Source organism: Actinomadura rugatobispora (assembly GCF_055379765.1).
In genome coordinates this window covers 7,044,929-7,059,887 of sequence record NZ_AP029191.1, presented here as the reverse complement: position 1 = coordinate 7,059,887, position 14,959 = coordinate 7,044,929, and the positions used below count along the sequence as shown (strand labels likewise).

Below are 14,959 nucleotides of genomic sequence, written 5' to 3'. Positions count from 1 at the left end.
GCGACCAAGGGGACCCCAGGACCAGTAGCGGGGGCAGGATTTGAACCTGCGACCTCTGGGTTATGAGCCCAGCGAGCTACCGAACTGCTCCACCCCGCGGCGTTGAGATAACTCTAGGGCATGGCGGGTGGGGTGCCAAATCAGTTCCCCCCGCAGGAGGGGACGGCGCCCTTGCCGCTGTTGATGGCGTTGATGGCGCCGATGGTGCCCTTGAGGGTGTCGGCGCGGACGAGGCGGAGGCCGTCGGGGCGAGCCTTGACGGCGTCGGGGCAGTTGTCCTTGGGGGTGAGGAAGACGGTGGCGCCGGCGCGGCGGGCGGCGATCATCTTCTGCTGGATGCCGCCGATGGGGCCGACCTGGCCCTGGGGGGTGATGGTTCCGGTGCCGGCGATGAAGGTGCCGCCGGTGAGTGGGCCGGGGGTGAGCTTGTCGACGATGGCGAGGGAGAACATCAGGCCGGCGCTGGGGCCGCCGACGTCGCCCACACTGATGTTGATCTTGAAGGGGAAGCGGTACTGGTCGCTGAGGACGATGCCGACGACGGCGCGCTTGCCGTCGGGGGCGGCGGCGGTGGTGAGGGTGGTCTTCTCCTCCTTGCCGCCGCGCTTGTAGGCGACGGTGACCGGGTCGCCGATCTTCCGCTTGGCCATGAGGCCGGTGACGGCGGAGACGTTGGCGACGGCGGTGCCGTCGACCGCGGTGATCTCGTCGCCGGGGCGCAGCTTGCCGTCGGCGGGCAGGCCCTTCTGGACGGAGTCGACGATCGCCTGCGTCGGGACCTTGATGCCGAGTTCGTGGAGGGCGGCGGCCTCGGCGCTCTGCTGGGAGTCGCGCATCTGGCGGGTGTTCTCCTCGTCGACCTGCCGCTGCGACTCGTTCTTGGGGAAGATCGTCTCTTCGGGGACGATGGCGACATCGCCGTCCAGCCAGCCCTGCAGGGCGCTGAACAGGTCGATGCGGCTGCCCGGACCGCCCCGGTACGTGACGGTCGTGAAGTTCAGGTGGCCCTTGTCGTCGTAGGTCTGCCGCCCCTCGATCCTGACGAGGGGCTCACCCTTCTCGTTGGTGCCGAGGGTGTTGCTCGTCGGACCGGGCATGAGCGCGACGTACGGGACGGGCATGAGGGAGCCCACCAGCGCCAGCACCATGACGAGAGCGCTGGCGACGGCGAGCGTGGCGGCACGACGAGACATGCGGAAACTCTATGCGGGAACGGGTGTTCAGCAGGCCCCGACCCACTCGTCGCCGCCGTCGGCGAACCGCTGGTGCTTCCAGATGGGCACCTGGGCCTTGAGGTCGTCGATGAGGCGGCGGCAGGCGTCGAAAGCCTCGGCGCGGTGGGGGCAGGACGCGGCGACGACGACGGCGAGGTCGCCGATGTCCAGGTCGCCGACGCGGTGGACGGCGGCGAGGGCCTTGACGGGGAAGTCGGCGGCGACCTTCTCCATGACGGCGCGGAGTGTCTGTTCGACGGTGGGGTGGGCGCTGTAGGAGAGGCGGCTGACGGCGCGCGCGTGGTCGGAGTCGCGCACGGTGCCGACGAAGAGGGCGACGCCGCCGGCCCCGGGGTGGCCGACGGCGGCGAAGACCTCGTCGATCGACAGCGGCGTCTCGCGGACGCCGATCAGCCTGATGACTTCCTGTCCGCTGTCCTCGTTCACGTTCCGCAGGCTACCCGGCGGCCGGAACGCCGGGCAGGGCGCCCGGTGCGTCGGGTTCGTCCGGGTCGAAGGTGGCGGCGAGGGCGTCCGCCAGACCGGGGACGAGGTCGGCACCGAGCAGGACCTCGTCGTCGACGTCGTGGCGGCGCAGCCTGAGCGCGGCGTGCCGGGTGCCGTCCCGCAGCACTCCGACGATCATGCGGACGTCCTCGCGGGCGGGGTGCCTGGCGGCCCATTCGGCGGCCTCGTCCTCGTCCTCGGGGATCTCGTCCTCGGCTTCGGGGGGCAGCACGACGCGTTCGAGGACGAGGGCGCAGCCGGCGACCGCGTCCGGCCAGGCGATGGTGGCGAGGGCGTCCTCGACGGCGGCCTGTTCGGGGAGCGCGGGCTGCTCCAGGGCGGCGAGGGTGTCGGTGTCGGCGCTCAGGCCCAGCTGGTCGGCCAGCTCCGGTTCCGCACGGCGCAGTTCGGCGCTCTCCACCAGGGCGTAGAGGCGCGGGGCGGCATCCCAGCCCTCCTGCGCGGTGTGGCGTTCCAGATCCTGTACGACTTCTTCCAGAAGACTCACGGGCCCATCTTTCCCCCAATCGGCGGGAGGAAATGCGGGAACCCCCCGTCTACTCGGTAAGTTGCATAGACAGCACCGGCGGGCGGCCGGTGGGCACGACCCTTCGAACGGAGAGGCCCTTGACGTTCCGGACCCCCTCATTCGGGCGCCGGCTGGGGAACGGCCGGAGCCGGCTGGTGCTACCGGTCCTGGTGGTACTGGCGGTGCTACTGGTCGCCTTCCTGCTGTTCACCTCGATCTGGACGAACCTCCTGTGGTACCGCTCGGTCGGCTTCTCGTCGGTCTACACGACCGAGCTGTGGGCCAAGGTGCTGCTGTTCTTCGGATCGGGCGCGCTGATGGCGCTGCTTGTGGGCGCCAACATGGTGATCGCGTACCGGCTGCGGCCGGCGTACCGGCCGCTGTCGGTGGAACAGCAGGGGCTGGAGCGCTACCGCGCGGTCGTCGATCCGCGCCGCAAGCTGATCGCCGCCGGGCTGCTGGGCCTGCTGGGGCTGCTGACGGGTTCGTCGGTGGCCGGGCAGTGGCCGGTGTTCCTGGCGTGGCTCAACCGCACGCCGTTCGGCGTGAAGGACCCGCAGTTCCACAAGGACGTGTCCTTCTACGTCTTCACCTACCCGTTCCTGCGGCTGCTGCTGGGCGTGCTGTTCGCGACGGTGATCCTGTCGATCCTGGCCGCGCTGATGGTGCACTACCTGTACGGCGGGCTGCGGCTGCAGGGCCCCGGCGACAAGGCCAGCCCTCCGGCGCGCGCGCACCTGTCGGTGCTGGTGGGGCTGTTCGTGCTGATGAAGGCGGTGGCGTACTGGTTCGACCGGTACGGCCTGGTGCATTCCGAACGGGGCGCGACGACGGGCGCCTCGTACACCGACATCAACGCGCTGCTGCCGGCCAAGACGATCCTGGCGGTCATCGCGGTGATCTGCGCCGCGATGTTCTTCAGCAACATCGTGCGGCGCGGGATGATGCTGCCGGGCGTGGGCTTCACGCTGCTCGTGCTGTCGGCGGTCCTGGTCGGCGGGGTGTACCCGCTGGCGATCCAGCAGTTCCAGGTCCGGCCGGACGAGCTGGCCAAGGAGCGCGAGTACATCCAGCGCAACATCGCGTTCACCCGCAAGGCGTACGGGGTGGAGAACACCAAGGTCACCACCGAGTACGGCGCGCGTCCCGAGACCGACCCGAAGAAGCTGCAGACCGAGGCCGAGCAGCTGGGCGGGGTGCGGCTGCTCGACCCCAACGTCGTGGGCGAGACGTTCCAGCAGCTGCAGCGGATCCGGCCGTTCTACCGGTTCCCCGACACCCTGGACGTCGACCGCTACAAGGTCGGCGACCGGAACGTGGACGCGATCGTGGCGCTGCGGGAGCTGTCGGGCGCCCCGGCCGGGCAGCGCAGCTGGGTCAAGGACCGGATGGTCTACACGCACGGGTACGGCTTCGTGTCGGCGTACGGCGACCGGTTCGCCAACGGCGGCGTGCCCGAGTTCCTGACCAAGGACATGCCGCAGGCGCCGAACTCGCAGGTCAAGGTGGACCGGCCGCAGATCTACTTCGGCGAGCGGTCGCCGGCGTACTCGGTCGTCGGCGGCGCGGGGCAGCAGGAGCTTGACTACCCCGACAACAGCCCGGCGGGCCAGAAGAACACCACCTACGAGGGGCGCGGCGGCGTCCCGATCGACTCGTTCTTCAACAAGCTGCTGTTCGCGACCAGGTTCCAGGAGAAGAACCTCCTGCTCTCCGGCGCGATCAACGACAATGCCAAGATCCTCTACAACCGTCATCCGCGGGACATGGTGCAGCGGGCGGCGCCCTGGCTGACGCTGGACGGCGACCCGTACCCGGCCGTGGTGAACGGCCGGATCCTGTGGATCCTGGACGGCTACACCACCTCCGGCGCCTACCCGTACTCCGAGCAGACCAGCCTCGGGGACGCCACCCGCGACACCATCACCGACACGCGCTCGGCCGTGGCCCGGCAGGCCAACGACCGGATCAACTACATGCGCAACTCGGTGAAGGCGACGGTGGACGCCTACGACGGCCAGGTGCGGCTCTACCAGTGGGACGAGAACGACCCCATCACCAAGACGTGGATGAAGGTCTTCAAGGACACCGTCCAGCCGCGCAACACCATCCCGCCGGAGCTGGAGAGCCACTTCCGCTACCCGCTCGACCTGTTCAAGGTGCAGCGGCAGATCCTCACCAAGTACCACGTGACGGACGCGGCGGCGTTCTACAACGGCGAGGGCTTCTGGGAGGTGCCGGAGGACCCGGGCGCGAAGGGCCGGCGCCAGCCGCCGTACTACCAGAGCCTGCGGATGCCGGGCACCGACGGCCCGGACTTCTCGCTGACCACGGTGTTCAACCCGCGGGAGAACCCGAACCTGGCGGCGTTCATGTCGATCGGCTCGACACCGGGCCGCAACTACGGGCAGATCGAGGTCCTGCAGCTGCCGCGGAACTCCCCGGCGCAGGGCCCGGGCCAGGTGCAGAACTCCTTCGAGACCGATCCGAAGGTCAAGAACGAGCTGTTCGCCCTACGCCAGGGCGGCACCCGGACCGTGCCGGGCAACATGCTCACGATCCCGTTCGGCAACGGGGTGCTGTACGTGGAGCCGATGTACGCCATGGCGGCGGGCACGGCCGAGCAGCAGCCGTACCCGCTGCTGGGCAAGGTGCTGGTGCGGTTCGGTGACAGGATCGCCTCGGGCAACAACATGAGCGAGGCGATGGAGCAGCTGCTGGGCGGCATCTCGGCGGCCCCGCCGCCGTCCAACACCCAGCCGGGCCAGAACCAGCAGGGCGGCACACCGCAGCTCACCCAGCAGGCGCAGCAGGCGATCGACGAGCTGGAGTCGGCGGTCGGCGCCTACGAGAAGGCCCAGAAGGAGCTGAACTACCCCGAGATGGGCAAGGCCTGGGAGCGGATCAAGAAGGCCCGCGACGCCCTGGCCGCGGCCCAGCAGACCGCCGGCCGCCCGGCCGCAGGCGCAACCCCGAGCCCCAGCCCGTCCCCCTCAGGCTCCCCCTCCCCGTCAGCCTCACCCAACCAAGACTGACCACCACGACACCGGAGAAGGGCCGCGCGACAGATGCCACGCGGCCCTTCGCCTTTTCCCCCGAGTAACAAGCTCAGCCGTCGGCCAAGCCCCGAACGGTGGCTCGGGCGTGCGATCGCGTCCGAAGGCAGTTCCGAGCCTGCGAGGAAACTGATCGCGGAGCGAGCCGCCAGGCGAGTTCGGAGCGATGCAGCGATCGCCGCGTTCGCGACAAGCGACGAGCCCCCAGGCGAGGAGCGCAGCTCGCGAACGCAATAAGCACAGCGAGTTCGGAGCGATGCAGCGATCGCCGCATGCGCGACAAGCGACGAGCCGCCAGGCGAGGAGCGCAGCTCGCGCATGCAATAAACACTACCGGCGCCGTTTTCGGGCGCGGCGGATGGCGGCGGCGGCGCCGATCGCGGCGACGGTGGCGCCCGCGGCGGTGGCCATGGTGGCCTCCTTGCCGCCGACGCGGCGGCCGACGACGGCGTGCCGTCCCGCGCCCTCCTCCATGAGCGTCCGCAGCGCGGTGGCGTTGTCGTAGGCGGGTTTCCATCCGGCGGCGCGCAGGCGGGCGCAGTCGACGACCCACGGGTAGGCGACGTAGTGCAGGTCGGTGGCGGGGGCCGGGGTCATGCCGAGGCGGTGGAGCCGCTGCGCCATGCCGAAGGTCAGCGCGGCGGGGAGTTCGAAGGTGCGCTTGCCGGTGATCTCGGTGACCTCCTCCGGGCCGAGCCAGCCTTCGCAGCCGACCCCGATGGGCCCGGTCAGGCTCTCGGCGACGACGAGTTCGAGCGCGGACGCCAGGTCCTCGATGTGGCAGAACTGCCAGCCGGGGGTGCTGCCCTTCACCGACAGCAGCCGGGGCGCCTCGAAGTGCCGGGTGATCACGGTGTCGACGCCCGGTCCCACCAGTGCCGCGGGCCGTACGACCGTGACCTCCAGGCCGGGGTGGCTGAGGCGTGCCCCGGCGGCCAGTTCCTCGATCTCGACGTAGTCGCCGGCGATGCTGGTGTTGGCCTCGGCCAGCATCGGGGCGTCCTCGGGCAGCGGGATCTGGTTGTCGGGGCCCGCGCCGTACACCATGGCGCTGGTGACCAGCACCACCCGGCGCACGCGGGCCGCGGCGGCGGCGGTCACGACCGTCTGGGCGCCCCGCACGTTGTGGGTGCGGCGCTCGCGCGGGTCCAGCTCGGGCGAGCGGCGCAGGTCGAGGTTGACGATCACGTCCACGTCGGAGAGCCGGTTGGACAGCAGCGGGTCGCGGATGTCGGTCACCCGCCAGGTCACGTTCGGCACGTCGCCGCGCTGCTCGTCGATCGCGACGACCTTGCGGACGGCCTCGTGCCCGGCCAGCCGGGCGGCCAGCAGGCGGCCCGCCCCGGTGGCCGCTCCGGTGACGGCGACGACCGGGCCCTTGCTACGCCCAGGGCGAACCTTGCCCGTTGCCACGGAGCTGCCCCCTTCCTTGTGTTCGCGACTTCGCCGGGACCGGCTAACGTTGCGGATATGAGCCCATCATGCATCCCAGGGGCGAACCGATGAGTGACACTCCCTTCGGCTTCAACCGTCCCGGCAACGACGACGGTGACGACGACAAGCCCCAGGATCCATTCAAGGCCATGGGCGGCGACATGCAGCAGTTCGCCGACATGCTGCACCGCTTCGCCGACATGATCGGCAGCCAGGGTGCTCCCGGCGCCGGCGGTGGCCCGCTGAACTGGGATCTGGCCAAGAACATAGCCCGCCACGCGGTGGCCGAGCAGGGCGACCCCTCGGTCGTGGACGCCGAGCGCCGTCAGGTCGAGGAGGCGCTGCGGCTGGCCGACCTGTGGCTGGACGAGGGCACCACGCTCCCGGCGGGGATCCGCAGCCCGAAGGCGTGGAGCCGCTCGGAGTGGATCGAGCAGACGCTGCCGGTGTGGTCGAAGGTCTGCGACCCGATCGCGACCCGCATGGTCGAGTCGATGGGCGGGGCGCTGGGCTCGGGCGACATCCCCGCCGACATGCAGGCGATGGCCGGTCCGCTGATCGGCATGGTCAAGCAGATGGCGGGCGCGATGGTGGGCGGCCAGGCGGGGCAGGCGCTGGGTGCGCTGGCCCGCGAGGTGGTCGGGTCGTCCGATGTGGGCCTGCCGCTGGCGCCGGAGGGCGTGGGGGCGCTGCTGCCCGCCGGGGTGGAGGCGTTCGGCGAGGGCCTGGAGATCTCCGATGACGAGGTGCGGCTGTACCTGGCGCTGCGGGAGGCCGCGCACCAGCGGCTGTTCGCGCACGTGCCGTGGCTGCGCGCCCATCTGCTGCGCGCGGTCGAGGACTACGCGCGGGGCATCACCGTCGACCTGTCGGGCATCGAGCGGGCCGTGCAGGGGCTCGACCTGAGCAACCCGGAGGCGATCCAGCAGGCGCTCGGCGGCGAGCTGCAGCTGACGCCGGAGGAGACGCCGCAGCAGAAGGCGGCGCTGGCCCGGCTGGAGACCAGCCTCGCGCTGATCGAGGGCTGGGTGGACACGGTGGTCAACCAGGTCGCGGGCGACCGGCTGCCCGGCTCGGTGAAGCTGGCCGAGGCGGTGCGGCGGCGCCGCGCCACGGGCGGGCCGGCCGAGCGCACCTTCGCCACGCTGGTGGGTCTGGAGTTGCGGCCGCGGCGGCTGCGCGAGGCGGGCGCGCTGTGGCGCAGCCTCACCGAGGCGCGCGGCGTGCAGGGCCGGGACGCCATCTGGGAGCACCCCGACCTGCTGCCGAACGCCGAGGATCTCGACGACCCCGAGGGGTTCGTGCACGGCCGGGACCTGATCGAGGGCTTCGACCTGGACATCTCCGCGCTGACCGGCGAGGCGAAGCCGGACGAGAGCAAGGGCGAGGACGACGAGAGCGGCGGCAAGGGCGGCGGGGACGGCGAGCCCGGTGACGGCCCGGGGTCCCGCGCGTGAGGTCGCGTCCGGGCCGCTCGCGCGTACCCGGCTGCCGGTTCACACCGGAGACCGCGTCCGCGCAGGTCAGAAGGCGTGTGGCGGGGGCCGGGCTGTGCTGGCAGCGGCCGCGTGATCAGGAGCGGCGGCGCCGCCACCCGGTGAACTCGCTGTATCCGCGTGTGAGCCGCCGCGTATGACGGGTCCGTCGCCGGGCCCGCTGCACGCGGACGCCGTACGGGTGCTGGAGGGGTGGCGGGCGCCGGACGAGCGCCAGGAGAAGCTCCGCCGCGACTTCCTGCGCCATCTGGCCGATCATCCGGACGGAACGTTCCGGGAGTGCGTGGCCGGGCACATCACCGCCAGCACGATCGTGGTGGACGAGTCCCGGACGCGGGTGCTGCTGACCCTGCACCGCAAGATCAGGGCGTGGCTCCAGCTGGGCGGGCACTGCGAGCCCGGCGACGCCACGCTGGCGGGGGCGGCGCTGCGGGAGGCGACCGAGGAGTCGGGGATCGACGGGCTGCGGCTGCGGCCCGTGCCCGCGCAGCTCGACCTGCACGCCGTCCGCTGCCATCCGGAGGGGTCGTGGCATCTGGACGTGCAGTTCGTGGCGCTGGCGCCCGCGGACGCCCGGCACGCGATCAGCGCCGAGTCGGAGGATCTGCGCTGGTTCCCGGTGGACGCCCTGCCCGAACCGACCGACGACGCCGTCCGGCGGCTGGCCCGTCTGGCGTCGTCCCGGTCCGGCACGGCGGGTTAGCGCAGCGGGTGGCCCTGGAGGAGGGCGCGGGTGTTCTCCCAGCCCTCCAGGCCGGGGTCGAGCAGGCGCATGTCGGCGGGCGTGCGGAGGCGGTGCCAGCCGGGGCCCTGCGGGACCAGCCCCGGACGGGGCGCGGCGGTGCGCAGCCGGGCCAGTGCGTCGGGGGTGTCGAGATCGACGTCGCCGAGGGCGGCGGCCAGCCACCCGGGCAGCGGCAGCCGTGCGGCCAGCGCGACCAGCCCGTGCGGCGTGCCGCGACGGTGTTCGTGCCGCGGCGGGCCCGCGTCCAGGGGGCCTTCGGCCTGGCAGGCGGCGGCCGGGGCGTCGCCGAGGGCGCGGAAGAGCTTGCCGATCAGCAGCGGCGGGAGGTCGGGGGCGTCGGAGGCCAGCAGCACGGCTTCCTCGGCGCCCAGCGCGTGCAGGGCGGCGAACGCGGCGGCGAGACCGTGCTCCCGGACGATCGCGGTGCCGGGCCAGGTGATCGCCTCGGCGGCGGGCTGCCCGGGAGGGTCCAGCACCAGCGCGGGCGTGACCAGTTCCAGGCCGGCCACGACCTCGTAGGTGTCCTCCAGGAGCGCGAGGCGGAACTCCTCGGGATCGATTCCCGGCGGGCTCGGGCTCGGGGCGGCGCCGTCCGGGTCCTCGACGGACAGGACGGCGGCGTAACGGCGGGAGGCGGGGGACGACGGGCCGGGGCCGGAACTCACCCGGCGACCCCGTGGTGGCACTCGGGAGGCAGCTCTTCGTCACCGGCGGCGCCGTCGGCGTCCATCTCCATCGGCAGGTGGGCGGCGGCGGCCACGCCCTCGAGGTAGCCGCGGGCCCGCTCGGCCTTGGGATAGTTGCCGACCAGCTTCCAGAAGTCGGCGCCGTGCCCGGGGACCAGCAGGTGCGCCAGCTCGTGCACCAGCACGTAGTCGACGACCCAGGACGGCATGCCACGCAGCCGTGTGGAGAGCCTGATGGTGCCGTCGTCAGGCGTGCAGGACCCCCAGCGGGTGCGCTGGTTGCCGACCCAGCGGACGCTGGCGGGAACGGCGCGGCCGCCGAGATGGCGCCTGGACAGTTCGCGTGCCCGCACTTCCAGGTCGGCGTCGGAGGGGCGGCGACGGCGTTCGCGCTCCTCGAGCCGTTCGAGGATGGTCGCGATCCACTGCTCCTCCTCGGCCTTGGTCAGCCGGGAGGGCAGCATCACCACGACCTTGTCCCCATCGCGGTATGCGGACACCGTCCGCCGGCGGCGGTTACTGCGGCGGACCTCTACGTTAGGGGGCACTCCAGAACCGTACCTAAAAATTTGCTTCCTCCACAGGGGGTGTTGGGAGTTTCCGCAGGTCAACCGGCCTGTTTTCAAGCATCCCCATACTGTTTCCACAGTGTCTCCGCGCGGTTTCCACACCGACTGCCCAATGGGCCCCACCTCCCGTCCGCAGCGTGGCGCCGACGCTCGCCGGGGCCGCGCGCGTTCCGGAAGGTCGCCGCTTGATCCGTTCGCTGCCGGGTACGAAGGGGGCGTTCACGACCGAAATGCGACATGAGCAGGGGTGATCACGCTGACAGGGCACCAGCGGCGGCAGGCCAGCGGCACCGGTGCGGAGACCGCGCCGGAGATCCTGGAAGGGCCGGACGGCACCCGGCTCGGCACCCCGCCCCCGTCCCTGGGACGCCGCGTGGGCGGCGGCATCGCGGGCGCGGTCGCCGGAGGGGCGGCGGGCCGGGTGCTCCGGCCGGTGGCACGCAAGATCGCCCAGCGGTACGGGCTCCCGCCGGGCGCGGTGGTCCGCGTGACGGAGATCGCCGCGCCGATGCTGCTGTCGGCGGCGATGGAACGCCTGGCCAGGCACAGGGCGCGCGCCAGAACGGGCACGACGGCCGAGGACGCGAAGGCGGAACTCCCCCCGGACGAGCCCCCCGGCCCGATCAAGCTCTGACCCGCCTCGACCCCGGCGGGGCGGGCCGTTTCGAGGCGGCCCCGCCGGGGTCGTCCGTTCGGCGCGCCTACTCGCCGGTGAAGACCGGGCGGCGCTTCTCGCGCTGGGCCGCCAGGCCCTCCACCATGTCCTTGGACGCCATGGTGACCGGCTGGGCGAGGGATTCCCAGCGCAGCGCCGACTCCATGTCGGGATGGCCGCCGTTCGAGAGGGCCACCTTGGTCAGCCGGGTCGCGATCGGCGCCTGCGCGGCGATCTGGCCCGCCACGTCCAGGGCCTCCTGCAGCACCAGTTCGCGCGGGACGGCCCGGTTGACCAGCCCGTGCGACTCGGCCTGCGATCCGCTGACGGCCCGTCCGGTGAACAGCAGCTCGCGGGCCAGCGGCAGCCCGGCCACCTCCGGCAGCAGCCAGGTCGTGGCCATGCCCGGGTGCAGTCCGAGGGCGGTGAACGGCACCAGCAGCTTGGCGTCGGCCGCCGCGTACCGCAGGTCGCAGGCCAGCGCGAGCGCGAACCCGGCTCCGACCGCATGCCCGTTGATCGCCGCGATCGTCGGCACCTCCAGGGCGCGGATCGTCAGCCAGGTCCGGTAGAACTCCAGCATCCGGTCGCGCAGCGGCGGAACGGCGATCGCGTTGCTGTCGGCCAGGAAGCCCAGGGCGCCCCCCGAGGAGAACGCGGTTCCGGCGCCGGTGACGACCACGCAGCGCAGGCCCGTGTCGGCGCGCAGGGCGGCGATGGCGTCCTTCCAGGCGGCGGTCATCTCGTCGGACATGGCGTTGCGCCGGTCCGGGTCGTTCAGGGTGAGGACGGCGACGCCGTCGGGACGGCGCTCCACGAGCAGGACATCGGACAGCTCTTCGGGCATGGCCCGCACGCTATCGCCCCCGCCACCCCGCGCTGCGCACCGGCCTCGCCCACGCGCGTGCGGCGCGGTCGTCCAGGCCGGGCACGGCTCTCACGCGCGCATGCGCAATATCACAGATCGGGCCACGGCGTGAGAAAGCGCACACTTACCGCATTGTCGCAGGTCGCCGCCGCGCACCGGAGGAAGGCGCCGGGGCGGTTGCCGTATCGTTGTAGCGGAAACGGAAGCGGATCACCGACAATGGTCGGCGTGAGCGATCTCCCCCGCCGCGCGGTGACGCGGTCCGCAAAGCTGGCGTCCCTCCCGCTCGGTTTCGCCGGGCGCACCGCGCTGGGGGTCGGGAAACGCACCTTCGGCCGCCCCGCCGAGGCCGTCGCCATGGAGATCCAGCAGCGCACCGCCGAGCAGCTGTTCAAGGTGCTCGGCGAGCTCAAGGGCGGGGCGATGAAGCTCGGCCAGATGCTGTCGATCTTCGAGGCCGCGCTGCCGCCGGAGATCGCCGGACCGTACCGGGCCACGCTCACCAAGCTCCAGGAGGCCGCGCCGCCGCTGCCGGCCGCCGCCGTCCACAAGGTCCTGGCGGAGGGGCTCGGCCAGGACTGGCGGGAGCGGTTCGAGTCGTTCGACGACGAGCCGGCCGCCGCCGCCTCGATCGGCCAGGTGCACCGGGGCGTGTGGGAGGACGGCCGCGCGGTCGCCGTCAAGGTCCAGTACCCCGGCGCCGGGAAGGCCCTGATCAGCGACTTCAACCAGCTCGCCCGGCTGGCCAAGCTGTTCTCGGTGCTCATGCCCGGCCTGGACGTCAAGTCGATGCTGGCCGAGCTGAAGGAGCGGGTCGCCGAGGAGCTCGACTACACCGTCGAGGCGGCCTCGCAGACCGCGGTCCGCGAGGCGTACCCGGCGGACGACCCCGACTTCTACATCCCCGAGGTCATCGCCCAGTCCGGCGACGTGCTCGTCACCGAGTGGATCGACGGCACCCCGCTCTCGAAGATCATCAGCTCGGGCGACGAGGAGGAGCGCAACCACGCCGCCCTGCTGTACTGCCGCTTCCTGCTGTCGGGCCCCAAGCGGTCGGGCATGCTGCACGGCGACCCGCACCCCGGCAACTTCCGCGTCATGGCCGACGGCCGCCTCGGGGTGATGGACTTCGGCGCCGTCGACCGGATCCCCGAGGACTTCCAGTACCGGATGGGCCGCCTGCTGCGCATCGGCACCATGGCCGACATCGACCAGGTCGAGGAGGCGCTGCGCCGGGAGGACTTCATCCGCGAGGGCGTGGACGTCGACGCCGAGTCCCTGCACGCGTTCCTGGCCCCGATCACCGAGCCGTTCGTGAACGACACGTTCAAGTTCAGCCGCGAGTGGCTGCGCGACATGGCCGCCCGGGTCACCGACCTGCGCCCGACCAACGTCGTCCGCCAGCTCAACCTGCCGCCGGAGTACGTGATCGTCCACCGCGTGCTGTCGGCCGGCACCGGCGTGCTGTGCCAGCTCGAATGCGAGATCCCGGCCCGCGCCGAGTCCCTCCGCTGGATCCCGGGCTTCGCCGACGAGGACGCCCCGGCCGAGATCACCGCCGCGGCCGACGAGGACGACGAACTGGCCGGCTGACCCGCACTCTTTTGCCCCTCAGGCAGGAGTCGTCCCCGCTCGGGGACTCGATGTCGAGCGGGGCCTCGGGCCTGTCCAGAGGTGGCACCAGCAACCGCGCGAAGCGCGATGTCGCGATCGAGCGGGGCCTCGGGCCTGTCTCGAAGTGGCCTCAGCGACCGCGCGGGCGCGCTACCTGGGCGGTGAGGCGGCAGATCGCGAAGCGATGTCGCGCTCGCCAAGGCCCGTCAGGTGCGAGCCGCCAGGCGAGCGCCGTAGGCCGGGACTTTGAAGCGGGCCCCGCGCGTTGATGAGACGCGCGGGGCCCGCTTTCGTGCGTGCCCGGCGAGGGGGTCGCCGGGCACGCCTCCGGAGGCCCGCACGGGAGGCCGCCCGGCCGCCAAACCATCCAAGAAGAGCGGCGGCGGCCTGCCACCGTGCGGGCTTCGTCGTTTACCTGTGGCCGGTCTCGCGAGCGGGCCGGGACACGTAAGGGTCCCCGGCCGAGGTGGGCGCCAGCAGGGCGCGCCGGACGCGGGCCGCCCGCGTCCTGGCGTCCCGGCGCGCGCGCCGCAGGGCGCGCACCCGCTGTGCCAGCTCCACCTCAGCACCCGGTATTCGTTCCCGGGACAGGTCCTGGCTGAGCAAGTTCATCTGGTTCTCCCCGGCGGCCCGGGGGCACGGCCCCTGTACGGGGACCGTGCCCCCGATCTCCACACGGTCGAGTGTCGGTATGGCGGTCACGTGGTCCTCACACGGCCACTTCGTCCGGGACCGGGTTCTTCCGCGGACGGCCACGGGGCCGCTTGCGCGGAACGATGACACCGCGGACGAACAGCTCGCCGCCCCATACGCCCCAGGGCTCCTTGCGCTCAAGGGCGCCGGCGAGGCACTCCTTGCGGAGCGGGCACTCCAGGCACAGGGCCTTGGCGAGCTCGACGTCGGCGGGAGCCTCGGCGAAGAACAGCTCCGGGTCGGTCCGGCAGGGAAGGGTGAGGTCCTCCTCGCTCACTGCGAGAGCCCCCTGCATCACAGTCACCCTGATTCCTCTCGTTGGTTCGCAACGGGTGTGTCGGTGCGTTTTTGGCAAACAAGAAGGCCGCGGATCCGGTGTCTGGATCCGCGGCCTGGGGGCTTGCCGGTGTCTTCTAGACCGGTCGCCTCCAGGGGTACGGACCCTTGCCACCCTTGATCGAGATGGCGTCCACGTGGGCCGTGGCCGGAGCGCTGGGGTTGGCGCCTTCGAGGTGTTCGAAGACGGTCCGCCCCTGCTCGTCCTGGACTCGCTGCACGCCTTGCCGAACAGACGCTGTACGCAGTCGCATGCCGAACAGGTCGGCCTCGGACCGCGCGGTGCCGCGCATGGCATCGCCGCGCAGCGCCGCCGCGCCGCCGGACACGCCACCCACCACGTCATGACGCGGGGGGCACACGGCGGCCACTGGCTGGAGGGCGCTCCACGGCTGGACGGCGAACATGGCGCCGCCGCCATACCTCATCGAGGAGCCGGCGGGGCAGGCGCGCGTCCAGGACTGCGCTGATTTGATCAACATCGTGCTCACCGGACCGCACACCACCTTCCTGGCTCCTTGGGGCCCGTCCGCCGGATCCAAGATCCATCGTCGGGC

15 protein-coding genes and 1 tRNA gene are annotated in these 14,959 nt (G+C 72.0%); 5 read left to right on the top strand and 11 right to left on the bottom strand.

The window, feature by feature from the left end; all coding sequences use genetic code 11:
• Positions 1 to 25 precede the first annotated feature (25 nt).
• The 4 genes from ACZ466_RS31590 to ACZ466_RS31575 form a co-directional block, all read right to left on the bottom strand.
• A tRNA-Met gene (locus tag ACZ466_RS31590) sits at positions 26 to 99 on the bottom strand.
• 41 nt (positions 100 to 140) lie between these two features.
• On the bottom strand, positions 141 to 1,193 hold the full coding sequence (locus ACZ466_RS31585; RefSeq protein WP_378288641.1) for a YlbL family protein: 1,053 nt from the start codon (positions 1,191 to 1,193) through the stop codon (positions 141 to 143).
• Between the two features lie 27 nt (positions 1,194 to 1,220).
• On the bottom strand, positions 1,221 to 1,661 hold the full coding sequence (locus ACZ466_RS31580) for a molybdenum cofactor biosynthesis protein MoaE (protein WP_378288639.1): 441 nt from the start codon (positions 1,659 to 1,661) through the stop codon (positions 1,221 to 1,223).
• A gap of 10 nt (positions 1,662 to 1,671) precedes the next feature.
• On the bottom strand, positions 1,672 to 2,229 hold the full coding sequence (locus tag ACZ466_RS31575; protein ID WP_378288637.1) for a PPA1309 family protein: 558 nt from the start codon (positions 2,227 to 2,229) through the stop codon (positions 1,672 to 1,674).
• A gap of 119 nt (positions 2,230 to 2,348) precedes the next feature.
• On the opposite strand from ACZ466_RS31575, the gene ACZ466_RS31570 reads away from it, so the two are divergent.
• Complete coding sequence (locus ACZ466_RS31570; protein WP_378288635.1) at positions 2,349 to 5,285, top strand: UPF0182 family membrane protein; 2,937 nt, start codon at positions 2,349 to 2,351, stop codon at positions 5,283 to 5,285.
• A 351-nt stretch (positions 5,286 to 5,636) separates the two neighbouring features.
• Here the strand turns inward: ACZ466_RS31570 and ACZ466_RS31565 are convergent, their stop codons facing one another.
• Positions 5,637 to 6,719 (bottom strand): NAD-dependent epimerase/dehydratase family protein, encoded by a 1,083-nt coding sequence (locus tag ACZ466_RS31565; RefSeq protein WP_378288633.1) that lies wholly within the window; start codon positions 6,717 to 6,719, stop codon positions 5,637 to 5,639.
• An 89-nt stretch (positions 6,720 to 6,808) separates the two neighbouring features.
• Here ACZ466_RS31565 and ACZ466_RS31560 point away from each other — a divergent pair, with 89 nt between their 5' ends.
• A complete protein-coding gene (locus tag ACZ466_RS31560; protein ID WP_378288631.1) occupies positions 6,809 to 8,197 on the top strand; it encodes a zinc-dependent metalloprotease in 1,389 nt (462 codons plus the stop codon).
• A gap of 175 nt (positions 8,198 to 8,372) precedes the next feature.
• Positions 8,373 to 8,939, top strand: a complete 567-nt coding sequence (locus ACZ466_RS31555; RefSeq protein WP_378288629.1) for an NUDIX hydrolase — start codon at positions 8,373 to 8,375, stop codon at positions 8,937 to 8,939.
• Here the strand turns inward: ACZ466_RS31555 and ACZ466_RS31550 are convergent.
• Positions 8,936 to 9,646 carry a hypothetical protein gene (locus ACZ466_RS31550; RefSeq protein WP_378288628.1) on the bottom strand — a complete coding sequence of 237 codons (711 nt, stop codon included), beginning with the start codon at positions 9,644 to 9,646 and terminating at the stop codon, positions 8,936 to 8,938. The two genes, ACZ466_RS31555 and ACZ466_RS31550, sit on opposite strands and share 4 nt — an antisense overlap.
• A complete protein-coding gene (locus tag ACZ466_RS31545) occupies positions 9,643 to 10,215 on the bottom strand; it encodes a M48 metallopeptidase family protein (RefSeq protein ID WP_378288625.1) in 573 nt (190 codons plus the stop codon). Before ACZ466_RS31545 ends, ACZ466_RS31550 begins: the two co-directional genes overlap by 4 nt.
• 268 nt (positions 10,216 to 10,483) lie before the next feature.
• Here ACZ466_RS31545 and ACZ466_RS31540 point away from each other — a divergent pair, with 268 nt between their 5' ends.
• Positions 10,484 to 10,870 (top strand): hypothetical protein, encoded by a 387-nt coding sequence (locus ACZ466_RS31540; RefSeq protein ID WP_378288623.1) that lies wholly within the window; start codon positions 10,484 to 10,486, stop codon positions 10,868 to 10,870.
• Between the two features lie 67 nt (positions 10,871 to 10,937).
• On the opposite strand, the gene ACZ466_RS31535 is transcribed toward ACZ466_RS31540, so the two are convergent.
• Positions 10,938 to 11,738: an enoyl-CoA hydratase/isomerase family protein gene (locus tag ACZ466_RS31535; RefSeq protein WP_378288621.1), complete on the bottom strand. Its 801-nt coding sequence runs from the start codon at positions 11,736 to 11,738 to the stop codon at positions 10,938 to 10,940.
• Between the two features lie 249 nt (positions 11,739 to 11,987).
• Here ACZ466_RS31535 and ACZ466_RS31530 point away from each other — a divergent pair, with 249 nt between their 5' ends.
• A complete protein-coding gene (locus ACZ466_RS31530) occupies positions 11,988 to 13,352 on the top strand; it encodes an ABC1 kinase family protein (protein ID WP_378288619.1) in 1,365 nt (454 codons plus the stop codon).
• Positions 13,353 to 13,784: 432 nt separating this feature from the next.
• Here ACZ466_RS31530 and ACZ466_RS31525 read toward each other — a convergent pair whose 3' ends face one another.
• The 3 genes from ACZ466_RS31525 to ACZ466_RS31515 form a co-directional block, all read right to left on the bottom strand.
• Positions 13,785 to 13,985: a hypothetical protein gene (locus ACZ466_RS31525; RefSeq protein ID WP_378288617.1), complete on the bottom strand. Its 201-nt coding sequence runs from the start codon at positions 13,983 to 13,985 to the stop codon at positions 13,785 to 13,787.
• A 97-nt stretch (positions 13,986 to 14,082) separates the two neighbouring features.
• Entirely contained in the window at positions 14,083 to 14,361 is a 279-nt protein-coding gene (locus ACZ466_RS31520) for a WhiB family transcriptional regulator (protein ID WP_378288705.1), read from the bottom strand.
• Positions 14,362 to 14,479: 118 nt separating this feature from the next.
• The gene (locus ACZ466_RS31515; protein WP_378288615.1) at positions 14,480 to 14,893 is read right to left on the bottom strand and encodes a hypothetical protein; all 414 of its coding nucleotides are present in this window, start codon (positions 14,891 to 14,893) and stop codon (positions 14,480 to 14,482) included.
• Between the last annotated feature and the right edge of the window lie 66 nt (positions 14,894 to 14,959).